Source organism: Pseudomonas sp. C6002, assembly GCF_013385805.1.
Classification (GTDB): domain Bacteria; phylum Pseudomonadota; class Gammaproteobacteria; order Pseudomonadales; family Pseudomonadaceae; genus Aquipseudomonas.
Window position 1 is genome coordinate 245,971 of the sequence record NZ_JACAPH010000027.1, and the last position, 17,245, is coordinate 263,215.

A 17,245-nucleotide genomic window follows, 5' to 3' on the forward strand; every position below is an offset into this window, starting at 1 on the left:
GGTTTATGACCCGTTTTGGTGCGCGAAAGGTCAGTTGCATATTAACTGGTTAAACCTTGAGCGATTTCCGCTATAATCCGCGCCCCCCTTTTTCGGCTGGGCCTGCGCGCGCTGTTTTCATGAAATTAATCGTTAAAGTCTTCCCCGAGATCACCATCAAGAGCCGACCGGTACGGATGCGTTTCATCCGTCAATTGGCCAAGAACATCCGTGCCGTGCTCCGCGATCTGGACCCGGCTGTGGTGGTGAATGGTGTGTGGGACAATCTCGAGCTGGAAACCCGCCTCACAGACCCCAAGGCCCTGAAGGACATGACCGAGCGCCTGAGCTGCGTGCCGGGCATCGCGCATTTCCTGCAGGTCGACGAGTACCCGCTGGGCGACTTCGACGACATCACCGAAAAGTGCAAGCAGCACTACGGCGATGTGCTGGCAGGCAAGGTGTTTTCAGTGCGTTGCAAACGCGCCGGCAAGCACCCGTTCAGCTCCATGGATGTCGAGAAATACGTGGGCAGCAAGCTGCGTCGCGAGTGCGGCGCTGCCGGAATTTCCCTGAAAGAGCCGCAAATTGAAGTGCGGATGGAAATTCGCGACCAACGGTTGTTTGTGATCCACAGCCAGCACGACAGCATCGGCGGCTACCCTCTGGGTGCCCTGGAACAGACCCTGGTATTGATGTCCGGCGGTTTCGATTCCACTGTCGCGGCCTACCAGATCATGCGCCGCGGGCTGATGAGCCACTTCTGCTTCTTCAACCTGGGCGGGCGTGCACACGAATTGGGCGTGATGGAAGTCGCGCATTACATCTGGAAGAAGTACGGCAGCTCGCAACGGGTGCTGTTTGTCAGCGTACCGTTCGAGGAAGTCCTGGGAGAAATTCTCGGGAAAGTCGATAACAGTCATATGGGCGTAGTATTGAAGCGTATGATGTTACGCGCTGCGTCCCGAATCGCGGATCGGCTGGAAATCGACGCACTGGTCACCGGTGAAGCGATTTCCCAGGTGTCCAGCCAGACCCTGCCGAACCTGTCGTTGATCGACTCTGTGACCGAGAAGCTGGTACTGCGCCCGCTGATCGCCAGTCACAAGCAAGACATAATCGACCTGGCGACCCAGATCGGCACGGCGGATTTCGCCAAGCACATGCCGGAATATTGCGGGGTCATCTCGGTGAACCCCAAGACCCACGCCAAGCGCAACCGCGTGGAGTACGAAGAACAACAGTTCGATATGGCGGTGCTCGAGCGTGCGCTTGAGAACGCCAAGCTGGTGCCGATCGATCGGGTTATCGACGAATTGGGCCAGGATTTGCAGATCGAAGAAGTCAGCGAGGCTCTGGCCGGTCAGATCATCATCGACATCCGTCACCCGGATGCCGCTGAAGACGAGCCGCTGGAAATTGCTGGCATCGACGTACAAACGCTGCCGTTCTATGCATTGAATGCGCGTTTCAAGGAACTGGATGACAGCCGTCAGTACCTGTTGTATTGCGACAAAGGCGTGATGAGTCGCCTGCATGCCCACCATTTGCTCAGTGAGGGGCATGCCAATGTGCGCGTTTATCGACCGAGCTAAGAGCCCGGGGCTGTTTGCCTGTGGCCTGCGTCACCGGCCCCCCGACTCTGCCGTCAAGCTGTAACGGCAAGGCCTGACTCTACTGTTAATCGCTGCCACGACCTGTCAGCACACCGAATCCTCTGATCGAGATACACAAGTGATCGAAAATCTACGCAACATCGCCATCATTGCTCACGTTGACCATGGTAAGACCACCCTGGTAGACAAACTCTTGCGTCAATCCGGCACCCTGGAGCGCAACGAGCTCAACGACGAGCGCGTGATGGACTCCAACGACCAGGAGAAAGAGCGCGGTATTACCATTCTGGCGAAAAACACCGCCATCAACTGGAACGGCTACCACATCAACATCGTGGATACCCCGGGCCACGCCGACTTCGGCGGCGAAGTTGAACGCGTAATGTCGATGGTTGACTCCGTTCTGCTGCTGGTTGACGCTCAAGACGGCCCTATGCCGCAAACCCGTTTCGTGACCAAGAAGGCTTTCGAAGCCGGCCTGCGTCCGATCGTGTGCATCAACAAGGTTGACCGTCCAGGCGCGCGTCCGGACTGGGTTCTGGACCAGATCTTCGACCTGTTCGACAACCTGGGTGCCACCGAAGAACAGTTGGACTTCAAAGTCGTCTACGCCTCGGCCCTGAACGGCATTGCCGGTCTGGAACACACCGACATGGCTGAAGACATGACCCCGTTGTACCAGTCGATCGTCGACAACGTACCGGCTCCGAAAGTTGACCGTGAAGGCCCGTTCCAGATGCAAATCTCGGCACTGGACTACAACAGCTTCCTGGGTGTTATCGGTGTTGGCCGTATCGCTCGTGGTAGCGTCAAGCCGAACACTCCGGTGGTCGCCATCGGCGCCGACGGCAAGAAGCGCAACGGTCGTATCCTGAAGCTGATGGGTCACCACGGCCTGCACCGCATCGACGTTGAAGAAGCGTTTGCCGGTGACATCGTGTGTGTGAGCGGTATGGACTCGCTGTTCATCTCCGACACCCTGTGCCAGCCGGACAACGTCGAGGCGATGAAGCCTCTGACCGTTGACGAGCCAACCGTTTCCATGACCTTCCAGGTAAACGACTCGCCTTTCTGCGGTAAAGAAGGCAAGTTCGTGACTTCCCGTAACATCAAGGAACGTCTGGACAAAGAGCTGCTGTACAACGTTGCTCTGCGCGTTGAAGAAGGCGACTCGGCTGACAAGTTCAAGGTTTCCGGCCGTGGTGAGCTGCACCTCTCGGTACTGATCGAAACCATGCGTCGCGAAGGCTTCGAAATGGGCGTTGGTCGTCCTGAAGTGATCATCCGCCAGGTTGACGGCGTGAAGCAGGAACCGTTTGAAAACGTCACCATCGACACCCCTGAAGAATCCCAGGGCAAGGTCATGGAAGAGATGGGCCTGCGTAAGGGCGACCTGACCAACATGGTGCCGGATGGCAAAGGCCGTGTGCGTCTGGAATACAACATCCCTGCTCGTGGTCTGATCGGTTTCCGTAACCAGTTCCTGACCCTGACCAACGGTGCTGGCATCCTGACCTCGATCTTCGATCGCTACGACACCATGAAGTCCGGCGACATGTCCGGCCGTCAGAACGGTGTTCTGGTATCGGTAGAAACCGGCAAGGCGCTGACCTACTCCCTGGAAACCCTCCAGGCGCGTGGCAAGCTGTTCGTTGAACACGGTCAAGAGATCTACAACGGTCAGATCGTTGGCCTGAACAGCCGTGACAACGACATGGGCGTCAACCCAACCAAAGGCAAGAAGCTCGACAACATGCGTGCTTCGGGTAAAGACGAAACCATCGCTCTGGTTCCACCTGTTCGCTTCACCCTGGAACAGGCTCTGGAATTCATCCAGGACGACGAGCTGTGCGAAGTTACGCCTAAGTCGATCCGCCTGCGTAAGAAGATCCTGGACGAAGGCGAGCGTACCCGCGCTGCCAAGAAAGCCAAGAACTGAGTTAACTCAGGCTGAATGAAAAACGCCCCCGGTCGAAAGGCCGGGGGCGTTTTTTTATGCCTGCAATATCTGTAGTGACTGTGCGGGCCCCTTCGCGAGCAAGCCCGCTCCCACATTCGACCGCGTTTTTTCAAGATGAGTAAGGTCAAGTGTGGGAGCGGGCTTGCTCGCGAAAGCGGTAGTTCAAGCAATAAAAAATCTGGATCAGAACCTGTCGAGGGTCTTGAACCTGGTCTCGCGCACCACTTCCTTCGGCTTGTACGCGCAATACCCCGGGCGCGGCCCGATTTTCGGGTGATTGCGGCAAGTATCCGGGCGCTTGTCATAAATAGTGCAGAAGCGGCTCTTACGATCCAGGTACAGGCAATCGTTGTTGCTCATGCGCTGCAGGGTGAAGATCTCGGATTTGGCGTTGAAGCGCTCGACGATGCCTTCCTTCTGCAAGCGCTTGGCGATGTTCTTCGGCGGGTCGCCACGCTCGAACTCATCGACGATGCCGATGCGGATCAGGTCCTTGATCTTCACCTCAACCGGCAGGGTGCAGCAGCTCGACACACAGCCGCCACACATATGGCTTGAGTATTTCTGCCAGGTCTCGAGACGGTCGAGTTCCGCGGCGGCGATCAGTTGAGGCTTCATCAGGTTTCCAAGAGGGGTGTTATCCGGCGCGGGATCATACCGGAACTGGTGGTTTTTTGAACAATATCTTCCAGCTTTCAGCTCGAAGGCTGTGCCGGGCCACAAACGGGCACGGCCCCTGCATCAAATTCCCGCAAAGGTGAATGAGTTAAAAAACTGCCGAACCAGAGCGTCTACCGTCTGTCAGACCGTCTAGGCTCTAGCAACTCCTTCTATCTCGCCCGAGGTCGCATCGATGTCTCAGGAACCGCTTGTACGAGAAGCAGAGGTAGCCGCATTTCGCGATGCCGTCTTGACCAAACTTACCTATGCGGTGGGCAAGGACCCCGATCACGCCTTCGACCACGATTGGTTTGAAGCCATCGCACTGGCCGCCCGCGACCACATGGTCGACCACTGGATGGACCACACGCGGCACATCTACCGCAAGGGACAGAAGCGGGTCTATTACCTCTCGCTGGAATTCCTGATCGGCCGTCTGCTCTACGACAGCCTGAGCAACCTTGGCTTGCTGGACGTGGCCCGTGAGGCCATGAGCGAGTTGGGTGTGGACATGGAGCGCATTCGCCTGCTGGAGCCCGACGCGGCCCTGGGCAACGGTGGCCTTGGCCGCCTGGCGGCCTGCTTCATGGAAAGCATGTCGACCCTGGGCATCGCCGGCCATGGCTATGGCATTCGGTATGAGCACGGGCTGTTTCGCCAGGCGATTGTCGATGGCTGGCAGCAGGAGCAAACCGAACGCTGGCTGGATTTCGGCAACCCCTGGGAGTTCGAGCGCGCCGAAGTGATCTACCCGATCGGCTTTGGCGGTGGTGTGGAAACCGTGCTGGACGCGTCCGGCAAGTCGATCCAGGTCTGGTCGCCGAATGAAACCGTACGCGCGGTGGCTTATGACACCCCGGTCGTCGGCTGGCGCGGCGCAAGCGTCAACACCTTGCGCCTGTGGCGTGCCCGTGCGGTGGAAGACCTGCACCTGGAACGTTTCAACGCCGGTGACCACCTGGGCGCCGTCGCCGAGGTGGCCCGCGCCGAAAGCATCTCCCGAGTGCTTTACCCGGCCGACAGCACCGAAGCAGGGCAGGAGCTGCGCCTGCGCCAGGAGTACTTCTTCGTCTCCGCCTCGTTGCAGGATCTGCTGCGTCGCCACAAGAACATGCACGGCTCGGTATTGAGCCTGGGCGAGCACGCGGCCATCCAGCTCAACGACACTCACCCGTCGATCGCGGTGGCCGAGTTGATGCGTCAGTTGGTGGACCTGCACGACATCCCGTGGGATGCCGCCTGGGACGTCACCGTCGAAACCCTTTCGTACACCAACCACACCTTGCTCCCCGAGGCGTTGGAAACCTGGCCAGTCGGCCTGATGGAGCGCATGCTGCCGCGGCACATGCAGATCATCTACCTGATCAACGCCCAGCATATCGACTCGCTGCGGGCCAAGGGCATCCATGACTTCGACGTGCTGCGTGCCGTCTCGCTGATCGAAGAAGACAACGGTCGCCGCGTACGCATGGGCAACCTGGCGTTCCTCGGCTCCCACAGTGTCAACGGCGTATCCGGCCTGCACACGCAACTGATGCGCAGCACGGTGTTCTCCGAACTGCACAAGCTCTACCCGGACCGCATCAACAACAAAACCAACGGCATTACCTTCCGCCGCTGGCTGTACCAGGCCAACCCCAAGCTCACGGCGATGCTGGTGGAAGCACTGGGCCCGGACGTGCTGGATAACCCCGAACAGCGCCTGGCAGACCTGGAACCGTTCGCCGAGAAGCAAGCCTTTCGCAAGGCCTTCGCCGAACAGCGCCTGCACAGTAAGCGGGCACTGGCCGACATCATTCACGAGCGCCTGGGGATTTCGGTCAACCCGGCGGCGATGTTCGATGTGCAGGTCAAGCGGATCCACGAGTACAAGCGCCAGCTGCTGAACCTGATGCACACCGTCGCGCTGTACCAGGCGATCCGGGCCGAGCCGGGCACCGACTGGGTGCCGCGGGTGAAGATCTTCGCCGGCAAGGCCGCGGCCAGCTATCACCAGGCCAAGCTGATCATCAAGCTGACCAACGACATCGCCCGTACCGTCAACAACGACCCTACTGTGCGCGGGTTGCTCAAGGTGGTATTCCTGCCCAACTACAACGTCAGCCTGGCGGAAAGCATCATTCCGGCGGCCGACTTGTCGGAGCAGATTTCCACCGCCGGCTTTGAAGCCTCGGGCACCAGCAACATGAAATTCGGCCTCAACGGCGCGCTGACGATCGGCACCATGGACGGCGCCAACGTCGAGATGCACGAGCGCGTGGGTGCCGACCACATGTTCATCTTCGGCCTCAGCGCCCAGCAGGTGGAAGCGCGCAAACACGCGGGCGAATTCAACGCCGGGCCAGAGATCGCCGCGTCCCATCGCTTGAATGATGTGCTGCAAGCGATTCGTGGCGGGGTGTTCTCACCGGATGATCCGGGCCGTTATGCCGGGTTGGTGGATTCGCTGATCGACTACGACCGCTTCCTGGTCTGTGCCGACTTCGATTCCTACTGGGATGCCCAGGCGCGGGTCGAGGCCCATTGGCACGACTCCAAGGAATGGTGGCGTTCGGCGGTGCTCAATACCGCGCGCATGGGCTGGTTCTCGTCGGACCGGACCATCCGCGAATACGCGACGGAAATCTGGAAAGCGTTGGATTAGACACTGCAATAAAAAATGTGGGAGCGGGCTTGCTCGCGAAAGCGCAGCGTCAGTCGACAAATTTGTGACTGATCCACCGCCTTCGCGGGCAAGCCCGCTCCCACATGGGGTCCGTGTCGATATACTGAGCATCGCCTTTGCCCGCTTCGGGCTGCTTAGGGATATCGACCATGCAATGGATTTTCATGCTGATTGGCCTGGTGCTCGGCTGGACACTCGACGAGTCGTTCAGTGATGCGGGCATTGGTGCGCTGCTCGGTTTGGGCATTGGCCAGGCGATTCGCCTGTCGATGCTCGCCTCGCGTACGGAGGAACAAGGCCGTCAGTTGGAGTCTGCCCGCAACGCCCTGAAAGTGGTCGAGCAACGCCTGGCCTTGCTGGAAAGGCCTGCCGCCGTTGAAACCCCCGGACCTGTGTTTGTCGAAGAGCCGCTGCCGGTAGCGGCGCCGCCTGAACTCGTCTGGGAATTACCCGCCGAACTGGAACCTGCCTACTCAAGTGTGGTGGCCGAACCCAGCCAGCCATTGCCGGCTGATGTGTGGCGGGCCGAACCGAGCGCGAAAATCCCTGAACAACCTGCCGCGCCTGCGGTGCCTCGCGGCCCCAACTTTATCGAGCGCGCAATCAGCGGTGCCCGCAACTGGCTGTTCGGTGGCAACACCGTGCTGCGGGTCGGCGTGGTGTTGTTGTTCCTCGGCCTGGCCTTCCTGCTGCGCTATGCCACTGAAGGCATGGTGGTGCCAATCGAGTTGCGTTACGCAGGTGTCGCCGGTTGCGCATTGGCACTGCTGGGCCTGGGTTGGTGGCTGCGGCTGCGCAACAGTAATTACGGGTTGATGCTGCAGGGCACCGGCATTGCGGTGTTGTACCTCACGGTGTTCGCCGCGATGCGCCTGCACCCGCTGCTCGACCCCGGCGCGGCACTCGGCTTGCTGGTGGCGGTCACCGTTTTCTCGGCGATCCTGGCGATTACCCAGGACGCCCTCGGCCTGGCCTGCGCCGCTGCACTCGGCGGTTTTGCGGCACCGATCCTCACGTCCACCGGCGCCGGCAACCATGTGGCGCTGTTCAGCTATTTCGCCCTGCTCAACGCAGGCATTCTCGCCATCGCCTGGTTCAAGGCCTGGCGCCTGCTCAATTTGATCGGTTTTGTCGGCACCTTCGGCATCGGCTTCGCCTGGGGCATGCGCTCCTATACACCGGAGTTGCTGTGGAGCACCGAGCCGTTCCTGATTCTATTTTTCCTGATGTACCTGGGCATCGGCCTGTTGTTCGCCCGGCGCAAGTTGCTGGAGATGCGCGACGCGCCGGACGATGACAGCCGTGGCGCGTTGCTGCGCTGGTCGGCGGCCAAGGGCGATTATGTCGACGGCAGCATGCTGTTCGGTCCGCCGCTGGTGGGCTTCGGTTTGCAGTTTGCGCTGGTGCAGCACCTGGAATTTGCCGCTGCGTTCAGCGCGCTGGCCCTGGGCATCATCTATATGGGCCTGGCTCGTTTGCTGAATGGCGGGCGCGCCTTGCTGCTGGCGGAAACCTGCCTGGCGCTGGGTGTGATCTTCGCCAGCCTGGCGATTCCGTTGGGCCTCGACGCACGCTGGACCGCGGCGGCCTGGGCCGTGGAAGGCGCCGGGATTTTCTGGCTCGGCCTGCGTCAGCAGCGGCCTTTGGCACGGGCGTTTGGCTTGCTGTTGCAAGTCGGTTCGGCGCTGGCGTTCCTCAGCGAATTGCGGATTGGCGAGACCAGCCTGCTGGACGGTGCACCCTTGGGTGCGTTGTTGCTGGGGGCGGCCTTGCTGTTCAGTTTTGACCAGTTGCGCAAGGCGCCGGTGGAGCACGCGGCGCAGTGGGAGCGTCGAGGTTTGCCGGTATTGGCCTGCGTCGGCCTTGGCTTCTTGTACCTGCTCGCACCGTTGCTGCTGTGGACCCAAGGCACTGCCATCAGTTGGGCGCTTGCCGGTCTTGCGACCTTGCTGGTGGGCCTGCGCATCGGCTCGCGTACGTTCCTCTTCACCGCGTTTGCCGTGCAACTGCTGGGTGGTGCGCTGTTCCTGCTGCGCCTGCAAGCGGGTGCTGATTCAGGCGCGGTGTTCAGTGCGGGCTGGAGCGGCTTGCTCACCGCATCGCTGATTGGCCTGGCATTGATCGGCGGCATGCTGCTGGCCGCGCGGGACACCATGGTGCGCAGCGATGTGCGGTTGTTGCGTGGCCTGTCGGTGGTGTTGCTCGCCGGGTTGGTGCTGATCAACCTGGCGGTGCTGTTTGTGCTGCCGTGGGAGACCGCCAGCGGCGTGTGGGCGGCCAGTGGTTTGTTGATCATCTGGCTGAGCCTGTACCTGCAACAGCGCGTCAGTTTTGTCTTCGGGTTGTTGCTGCAAGTGATCGGCGGCGCTTCGTTCCTGATCGCGGTGCCGGACCTGCTCGGGCCGCTGACCAGCGAGGGTTTGCGTCCTTTGGGCCATAGCGGTTTCTGGACGCCAATGGTGCTCGGGCTGGCGGCGCTGGTCGGTGCCTGGCGCTTGCAGCGCAGGCCTCATGCGCCGGTGTTCGAGGCGTTGAGTTTGCAGCGGCTGTCCGACGTGCTGCTGGTGTGGGGTGCGGGTTGGTGGACGCTGGCGTTGGTCAGCGAAGTGCTGCGTTTTGCACCGTCGATGCTGCAAGGCACCTGGCTGTTGGCGGTAGCGGCGGTGAGTGTGGCGATCTGGGCGGTATTGGCCCTGAGGCTGCAATGGGCGTCGCTGGGCTTGCTGTGCACGCTGTTGATGCCGGCGGCGGGCGTGGTGTTGCTGGGCTCGTGGGGCTCGCGTTATCACCCGGCGGCGAACTTCGCCTGGCTGGCATGGGCGGCGGTGTTTGCGGTGCACTTCGTGTCGCTGCGACGCCTGGCTTCGGTCATTCCGGAGAAAGCCCTGAGCGCCGCGCATGTGCTTGGTTGCTGGCTGCTGATCGGCGTGCTGGCGCTGGAGCTGCGCTACGGCCTGTTGCTGCTGTCCGAGGAATACAACGCCTGGCGCTGGCTGGGCTGGGCGATCCTGCCGAGCCTATACCTGGTGCTGGCCGCCGCGCCACGCAGTTGGCCGTGGCCGGTGTCGGCGTACCCGCGCGAGTACCGGTTGTATGCCGCGTTGCCGCTGGCGATGTTGATGCTCGGCTGGTTCTGGCTGGCGAATATCTTCAGCGACGGCACCGCCGAGCCGCTGCCGTATGTGCCGCTGCTCAACCCGCTGGATATTGGATTGCTATTCGCGCTGCTGGGTGTGTACCTGTGGTCCCGCAGTGCCGCACCGCAACGCGGCCCGCGCGCCGAACTGGTCGCCCAGGCGGTCGCCGGTGTCTCGTTGTTCGCCTTCTTCACTGCGCTGGTGATGCGCACGGCTCATCACTGGGGTGGCGTGCCGTTCCATCTGGATGCGTTGCTGGAGTCGATGCTGGTGCAGGCCGGGCTGTCGATCGTGTGGACCCTGATTGCCCTGAGCCTGATGATCGGCGGCCATCTGCGTCACCGGCGTGAGGTGTGGCTGATCGGTGCGGCATTGATTGCCGTGGTGGTGGCCAAATTGTTCTTCGTCGAATTGAGCAACCGCGGCGGGCTGGCGCGGATCGTATCGTTTATCGGTGTGGGCGGGCTGTTGCTGGTGGTGGGCTATTTCGCCCCGCTGCCCCCCAAGCGCCCCGAGCCGGTGGTTGAAACTGAAGGAGTGGCCTCTTGATGGGCAAGCTGAGTGTGGCGCTGTTGGGGTTGTGCACGACGTTATCGGCCTGGGCCCAGGAGACGCCCGCCGATTTCACCACGCGTGTGCCGCTGACGGTCAGTGGCGAAGGCCCGTGGTACCGCCTGGAACTGCCGCTGGCGGTGCAATTGAGCGCCCGTCAGGCCGACCTGGGTGATGTGCGGGTGTTCAACGCCGCTGGCGAGCCCCAGGCTTACGCACTGGCGCGGCAGTCGGCGCAAAGCACCGAAAGCCGCAGCCTGTCCAACGTGAAGTGGTTCCCGTTGTACGCTGCGGCTGACTCCTCCGAAGCCGTGCCCAGCGTGCGTGTGCAATCCACGTCCACCGGCACGCTGGTGCAAGTGCAGCCGCCGAGCCAACTGGAGGCCGGCGAAGAAGTGCTGCGCGGCTGGCTGCTCGATGCGAGTGCGATCAAGGCCCCGTTGCAGCAACTGATCCTCGACTGGACCAGCGAGCGCGACGGCTTCCAGCGTTTCAGCATCGAAGCCAGCGACGACTTGCAGCACTGGCGCGCCTGGGGCGAAGGGCAGGTGGCGCGGTTGTCGTTCGCCGATGAGCGCGTCGAGCAGCATGAAGTGAGTTTGCCGGGGCAGTCGGCGCGGTATCTGCGTCTGCTGTGGAAAGGCCAGGCGGCACCGGCGCTGACGTCGGCGCAGTTGGAGAGTGTCAGCGCCCACAGCCTGCCGTTGCCGCTGGTGTGGTCGCAGCCGTTGTCGGGCAGCCGGCTCAAGGCCGGGGAATACAGCTGGCAGTTGCCCAACGCACTGAACGTCGAACGCTTGCGAATCGACTTGAGCCAACCCAACAGCCTGGCGCCGGTCACCTTGTCGGGCCGCCGGGAAAGTAATCAGGCCTGGCAGCCCATGAGCAGCGGTTTGCTCTACCGGTTGACGCAAAATGGCCAGGACGTTTTACAGAACGAACTGCAGTTGCCGGGCCAGGCTGTTGCCCAGCTCAAGCTCGACGTGGACGAACGTGGCGGTGGCCTGGGCGTGGAGGCGCCGACCTTGAGCTTTGCGGTGCGGGCCACGCAGTTGGTGTTCCTGGCGCGGGGCGAGCCACCGTTCACCCTTGTGCTCGGCAATCCGTCGGTGAAAGGCGCGAACTTGCCGCTGTCGACCCTGATTCCGGACTACAGCGCCGAACGTCTCGCGGGGCTTGGGCAGGCCAAGGTGGCGGGCGAGGCGGTGGTCACATCGGCTGCGGTCGCGGCCCCGGTTGTTGCCGGGCCGAACTGGAAAAAGCTCGGTCTTTGGGCCGTGCTGCTGCTCGGTGTGGCGGCCCTGGGCGCCATGGCCTACAGTTTGCTGCGCAAGCCACCGGTGGCACGTTAAATAAAGTCCATGAACTCTATTGGGTTTAAATCCTCTGATAGGAGGAAATACGCCCCGACTCGCGTTAAACTGCGCGGGTTTTTAGCCCCCCATTTCCGGAGCCTTCCATGTCCCGCGTTACCCTGAGTCGCTATTTGATCGAGCAGACCCGCAGCAACAACACGCCTGCCGATCTGCGCTTCCTTATCGAAGTGGTGGCGCGTGCTTGCAAGGAAATCAGCCACGCCGTGTCCAAAGGCGCGCTGGGTGGTGTCCTGGGCAGCATGGGCACTGAAAACGTACAAGGCGAAGTGCAGAAGAAGCTTGACGTGATCTCCAACGAAATCCTGCTCGAAGCCAACGAGTGGGGCGGTCACCTGGCCGGCATGGCGTCCGAAGAAATGGACAATGCCTACCAGATCCCGGGCAAATACCCGAAAGGCGCGTACCTGCTGGTATTCGACCCGCTGGACGGTTCGTCGAACATCGACATCAACGCGCCAGTCGGCACCATCTTCTCGGTACTGCGTTGCCCGAACGAATACCTGAGCCAGAACGAAGCCCTGAACGAAAAGGCCTTCCTGCAGCCGGGCACCGAGCAGGTAGCTGCCGGTTACGCGATCTACGGCCCACAGACCATGCTGGTGCTGACCCTGGGCGACGGCGTCAAGGGCTTCACTCTGGACCGCGAAATGGGCAGCTTCGTGCTCACCCACGAAGACATCACCATTCCTGCGTCCACCCAGGAATTTGCAATCAACATGTCCAACCAGCGTCACTGGGAAGAGCCGGTTACCCGCTACGTGGGCGAGTTGATGGCCGGCGAAGAAGGCCCGCTGAAGAAGAACTTCAACATGCGCTGGGTGGCTGCGATGGTTGCCGACGTGCACCGCATCCTGACCCGTGGTGGCCTGTTCATGTACCCACGCGACAGCCGCGAGCCGTCCAAGCCAGGCAAGCTGCGCCTGATGTACGAAGCCAACCCGATGTCGTTCCTGGTTGAGCAGGCGGGCGGTGCGTCCACCGACGGCCACCAGCGCATCCTCGACATCCAGCCTGAAGGCCTGCACCAGCGCGTAGCGGTGTTCCTGGGTTCGAAGGAAGAAGTTGAGCGTGTGACCGGCTACCACAAGGCGTAAGTCCTTGCGGTAAGCAAAAGCCCCGAAACGTTTCAGCGTTTTCGGGGCTTTTTTGTTTTCGCTCGTCGGGAACCAGACACCTCTTTTCCCTTCTAAGCTTCTGGCAGACCCCCAAGCTGCTTCGTCTCTCCAGGAGTTTTTCCATGTCGTTACGCCGTCTCGCCCTGTTGTCGTTTTGCGTGCTTCTGGCCGCTTGCAGCAAGGTCACTCAAGAAAATTACGCAAAACTGTCGGCCGGCATGCCAAAGGCCGAGGTGGAGTCGTTGTTGGGCAAGCCGACTGATTGTTCTGGCGCGCTGGGTATGTCCAGTTGCACCTGGGGCGATAAAAACAGCTTTATCAGCGTGCAATATGCCGGTGACAAAGTACTGATTTTTTCCGGGCAAGGCCTGAAGTAAACCGGGGCGAAAGCCTGCGGGAGAAAAACAACATGATGCGTTTCGTTCTCTACCTCTGCGCCAGCCTGTTTTTGGCGGGCTGCGCCAGCCATTCTGGCGATGATCTGCAACCCAAGACTGTTGGCAGCGTCAACCTCAAGCGTTACCAGGGCACCTGGTATGAGCTGGCCCGTTTGCCGATGTACTTCCAGCGCAATTGTGCGCAGTCCGAAGCCCGCTACACGCTGTTGCCCGATGGCAACATGTCGGTGTTCAACCGCTGCCTGACCCCTGAGTGGAAGTGGCAGGAAGCCAAGGGCACCGCAACGCCGCAGGTCGCCGGCAAGACCGACAAACTGTGGGTCGAATTCAATAACTGGTTCACCTCGCTGTTGCCGGGCGTGGCCAAGGGCGATTACTGGGTGCTGTACGTCAGCGATGACTACAAGACCGCCATTGTCGGCAGCCCGAGCCGGCGCTACATGTGGTTGCTGTCGCGCACGCCGACGGTCAGCGCCGACACCCGCGAAGACCTCCTGAGCAGGGCGCGGCAGCAGGGGTATGACACCACGCGTTTGATCTGGCGTACGTCGGACAAGCAGATGGCGAAGACCTCGCAGTAATACGAAACAGCGCCAATCCAATGTGGGAGCGGGCTTGCTCGCGAAGGCGGTGTGACAGTCACCAGATGTATTGACTGATCCACTGCTTTCGCGAGCAAGCCCGCTCCCACATTTGTTATGTGTCGTCTGTCAGCCCAGCAAATCCCGCAAGACCTGGGTAAACGCCCGGCTGCTGTCTTCTTCGGCGGCGTGATGCCCGTCGCGAATCACCCACTGGCCGTTGACCAGCACGTCGCGCACCTGGCGATCACCACCGGCAAACAACCAGCGATTGAGGATCCCGTCTTCGTTCGCTGTCGCCAGGTACGGATCGTTGCCGTCCAGCACCAGACAGTCCGCACGCTTGCCAACTTCCAGGCGCCCAATCGGCTGCCCCAACGCTTCGGCACCGCCGTCCAGCGCGGCATCGAACAGCGTACGCCCAACCATCGGCTGATCGCTGCGATACAGCCGGTTGCGCCGCTGGTCCCGCAGCCGCTGCCCATATTCCAGCCAGCGCAATTCTTCCACCACGCTCAGTGATACATGGCTGTCGGAACCAATCCCCATGCGCCCGCCCTGGGCCAGGAAGTCCACCGCCGGGAAAATCCCGTCGCCCAGGTTGGCTTCAGTGGTTAGGCACAACCCGGCAATCGCCCGGCTCCTGGCCATCATCGTCACTTCTTCCGGATTGGCGTGGGTGGCGTGCACCAGGCACCAGCGCTGATCCACTTCAACATGGTCATACAACCATTGCAGCGGGCGCTGGCCGCTCCAGGCCAGGCAGTCGTCGACTTCCTTCTGCTGCTCGGCGATGTGGATGTGCACCGGGCACGCCTTGTCGCTGGCGGCCAGCACTTCGCTGATCTGTTGCGGTGTGACGGCGCGCAGCGAGTGGAAACACAGGCCCAGCCGTTGTGCCGGTTGCGCGGCCAGAATCGGTTGCAGGCGTGATTGCAGGCTCAGGTAATTTTCGGTGCTGTTGATAAAGCGGCGCTGGCCTTCATTGGGTGCCTGGCCGCCGAAACCGGAGTGGCTGTAGAGCACCGGCAACAACGTCAGGCCGATACCGCTGCTGGCGGCGGCCTGGCTGATTTGCCGCGACAGCTCCGCAGGGTCGGCATAGGGCTGGCCGCTGACGTCGTGGTGCACGTAGTGAAATTCGGCCACCGAGGTGTAGCCGGCCTTGAGCATTTCGATATACAACTGGCGCGCGATGACCTGCAACTGGTCGGGGCGGATCTTGCCGACCATCCGATACATCAGGTCGCGCCAGGTCCAGAAACTGTCATTCGGGTTGCCGGCCACTTCCGCCAGCCCGGCCATCGCGCGCTGGAAAGCGTGGGAATGCAGGTTCGGCATGCCCGCCAGCACGGGGCCCCTGAGCCGTTCGGCACCGTCTGCACTGGCATTGGGCTCAACCTTGGTCAGCAGGCCATCGGCGCTGACTTCAAGACGTACATCGTTGGCCCATCCATTAGGCAGCAGCGCGCGTTCGGCAAAGAAAGCGGACATGATTCAGGCACCCCAGTCGTGTGTTTATTTGTATATACATATACAGACGTTTGCCTGCTCGGTAAACTCCGGCAAGCTATGCTTCTTTTTCACCTACAAGGATTTCCTGTGTCGACTCCGCCCGCCAAGTCTCCACTGGCTGCCCACATGGACGAAAGTCCGGCGCCCTTGTATGCCCGCGTCAAACAGATGATCAGCCAGCAGATTCTCAACGGCAACTGGCCGCCGCATTATCGCGTGCCTTCGGAAAGCGAACTGGTCAACCAGTTGGGCTTCAGCCGCATGACCATCAACCGCGCCCTGCGCGAGTTGACTGCCGAAGGCCTGCTGGTACGCATGCAAGGTGTGGGCACCTTTGTCGCCGAGCCCAAGAGCCAGTCGGCGCTGTTTGAAGTGCACAACATTGCCGATGAGATCGCCTCCCGCGGTCATCGCCATACGTGCAAGGTCATTACCCTCGGTGAAGAAGCCGCCGGCTCCGAGCGCGCCGTCGCGCTGGAAATGCGCGAAGGCGGGCGGGTGTTCCACTCGTTGATCGTGCACTACGAAAACGACATTCCGGTGCAAATCGAAGACCGTTTCGTCAACGCCCTGGTAGCACCGGAATACCTGCAGCAGGATTTCACCCAGCAAACGCCCTATGCCTACCTCAACCAGGTGGCGCCGCTGACCGAAGGCGAGCACGTGGTCGAGGCGATCCTGGCCGACGCCGACGAATGCAAGCTGCTGCAAATCGAAACCAGCGAGCCATGCCTGCTGATTCGCCGCCGCACCTGGTCTGGCCGCCAGCCGGTCACGGCCGCACGTTTGATCCACCCCGGTTCCCGTCATAGCCTGGAAGGACGTTTCAGTAAATGAGTTCGATGAAAGTCTGGCGCGCTACCGATTACATTCGCATGCCGTGGAAAAACGGTGGCGGCAGCACTGAAGAAATCACCCGTGACGCGGGGGAGGGCCTGGACGGTTTCGGCTGGCGCCTGTCGATTGCCGATATCGCCGAGTCGGGCGGGTTCTCCACCTTTGCCGGGTACCAGCGCATTATCACCGTGCTGCAAGGCTCGGGCATGGTGCTGACGGTGGATGGCGAGGAACAGCTCGGGTTGTTACCGCTGCAGCCATTCCCGTTCAAGGGTGACAGCCAGGTGTCCTGCCGCTTGATCGGCGGGCCGATCCGCGATTTCAACCTCATCTATTCGCCGCAGCGCTATCAAGCGCGGTTGCAATGGATGGACGGCACCCAGCGTTTCTTCAGTGCCGCGCACACCGTGCTGGTGTTCAGCGTGGCCGATGAAGTGAAGGTGCTCGGTGAGCGGCTGAACCGTCACGACTGCCTGCAACTGGGCGGTAACACCGGCCTGCTGGACGTCAGCGTGATTGGCCGTTGCTGCGTTATCGAATTGACTGCCGCCGCTTGAGCAGGTGGGGGTTTCTTCCCCCACATTTTGTTTCCCTCTTCCCGCACCAACTTGTTACCGAACGCCCCAGCATGGCGCAAAGCCCTGCCTCGATGACAAGTCTCCCGCACTGTAAAAATCCCCCGTAAGAAAATTCATCATGCTGCGAAGCCTTGTTTTCCAAGGCTTCCACCCTCGTCCCGGAAAAATCTTCAAACCTTGCGCGCAAAGTTGGCCGCTTGATTGCATATGCTTGTATGTACAAGTAAAGATGTGTGCGTAAGAGTCCATGAGCATCCTCTTCGCACCCATCAATGT

12 protein-coding genes are annotated in these 17,245 nt (G+C 61.1%); 10 read left to right on the forward strand and 2 right to left on the reverse strand.

Annotated elements, in window-relative coordinates:
• Positions 1 to 119: 119 nt before the first annotated feature.
• The gene (gene thiI / locus HX817_RS18350; RefSeq protein ID WP_023659343.1) at positions 120 to 1,574 is read left to right on the forward strand and encodes a tRNA uracil 4-sulfurtransferase ThiI; all 1,455 of its coding nucleotides are present in this window, start codon (positions 120 to 122) and stop codon (positions 1,572 to 1,574) included.
• Positions 1,575 to 1,713: 139 nt separating this feature from the next.
• Positions 1,714 to 3,534 (forward strand): translational GTPase TypA, encoded by a 1,821-nt coding sequence (gene typA / locus HX817_RS18355; RefSeq protein WP_003217997.1) that lies wholly within the window; start codon positions 1,714 to 1,716, stop codon positions 3,532 to 3,534.
• 204 nt (positions 3,535 to 3,738) lie between these two features.
• Here typA and HX817_RS18360 read toward each other — a convergent pair whose 3' ends face one another.
• Complete coding sequence (locus HX817_RS18360; protein ID WP_177040785.1) at positions 3,739 to 4,173, reverse strand: YkgJ family cysteine cluster protein; 435 nt, start codon at positions 4,171 to 4,173, stop codon at positions 3,739 to 3,741.
• Between the two features lie 235 nt (positions 4,174 to 4,408).
• Here HX817_RS18360 and HX817_RS18365 point away from each other — a divergent pair, with 235 nt between their 5' ends.
• The 6 genes from HX817_RS18365 (at position 4,409) to HX817_RS18390 (ending at position 14,039) form a co-directional block, all read left to right on the forward strand.
• Positions 4,409 to 6,859 (forward strand): glycogen/starch/alpha-glucan phosphorylase, encoded by a 2,451-nt coding sequence (locus HX817_RS18365; protein WP_003217995.1) that lies wholly within the window; start codon positions 4,409 to 4,411, stop codon positions 6,857 to 6,859.
• Positions 6,860 to 7,029: 170 nt separating this feature from the next.
• Positions 7,030 to 10,566 (forward strand): DUF2339 domain-containing protein, encoded by a 3,537-nt coding sequence (locus HX817_RS18370; RefSeq protein ID WP_177040786.1) that lies wholly within the window; start codon positions 7,030 to 7,032, stop codon positions 10,564 to 10,566.
• Positions 10,566 to 11,921 carry a DUF3999 domain-containing protein gene (locus HX817_RS18375; protein ID WP_177040789.1) on the forward strand — a complete coding sequence of 452 codons (1,356 nt, stop codon included), beginning with the start codon at positions 10,566 to 10,568 and terminating at the stop codon, positions 11,919 to 11,921. The genes HX817_RS18370 and HX817_RS18375 overlap by 1 nt, the downstream gene beginning before the upstream one ends.
• Before the next feature lie 107 nt (positions 11,922 to 12,028).
• Complete coding sequence (locus tag HX817_RS18380) at positions 12,029 to 13,039, forward strand: class 1 fructose-bisphosphatase (protein ID WP_003217989.1); 1,011 nt, start codon at positions 12,029 to 12,031, stop codon at positions 13,037 to 13,039.
• Between the two features lie 143 nt (positions 13,040 to 13,182).
• Positions 13,183 to 13,437: a hypothetical protein gene (locus HX817_RS18385; RefSeq protein WP_003217986.1), complete on the forward strand. Its 255-nt coding sequence runs from the start codon at positions 13,183 to 13,185 to the stop codon at positions 13,435 to 13,437.
• Between the two features lie 32 nt (positions 13,438 to 13,469).
• Entirely contained in the window at positions 13,470 to 14,039 is a 570-nt protein-coding gene (locus tag HX817_RS18390) for a lipocalin family protein (RefSeq protein WP_003217984.1), read from the forward strand.
• Positions 14,040 to 14,168: 129 nt separating this feature from the next.
• Here the strand turns inward: HX817_RS18390 and HX817_RS18395 are convergent, their stop codons facing one another.
• Positions 14,169 to 15,533: a formimidoylglutamate deiminase gene (locus HX817_RS18395; RefSeq protein WP_177040791.1), complete on the reverse strand. Its 1,365-nt coding sequence runs from the start codon at positions 15,531 to 15,533 to the stop codon at positions 14,169 to 14,171.
• 78 nt (positions 15,534 to 15,611) lie between these two features.
• Between HX817_RS18395 and hutC the strand changes: the two genes are divergently transcribed.
• Positions 15,612 to 16,391, forward strand: a complete 780-nt coding sequence (hutC, locus tag HX817_RS18400; RefSeq protein ID WP_173406113.1) for a histidine utilization repressor — start codon at positions 15,612 to 15,614, stop codon at positions 16,389 to 16,391.
• Complete coding sequence (locus HX817_RS18405; RefSeq protein WP_177040793.1) at positions 16,388 to 16,948, forward strand: HutD family protein; 561 nt, start codon at positions 16,388 to 16,390, stop codon at positions 16,946 to 16,948. Before hutC ends, HX817_RS18405 begins: the two co-directional genes overlap by 4 nt.
• The last annotated feature ends 297 nt before the right edge of the window (positions 16,949 to 17,245 follow it).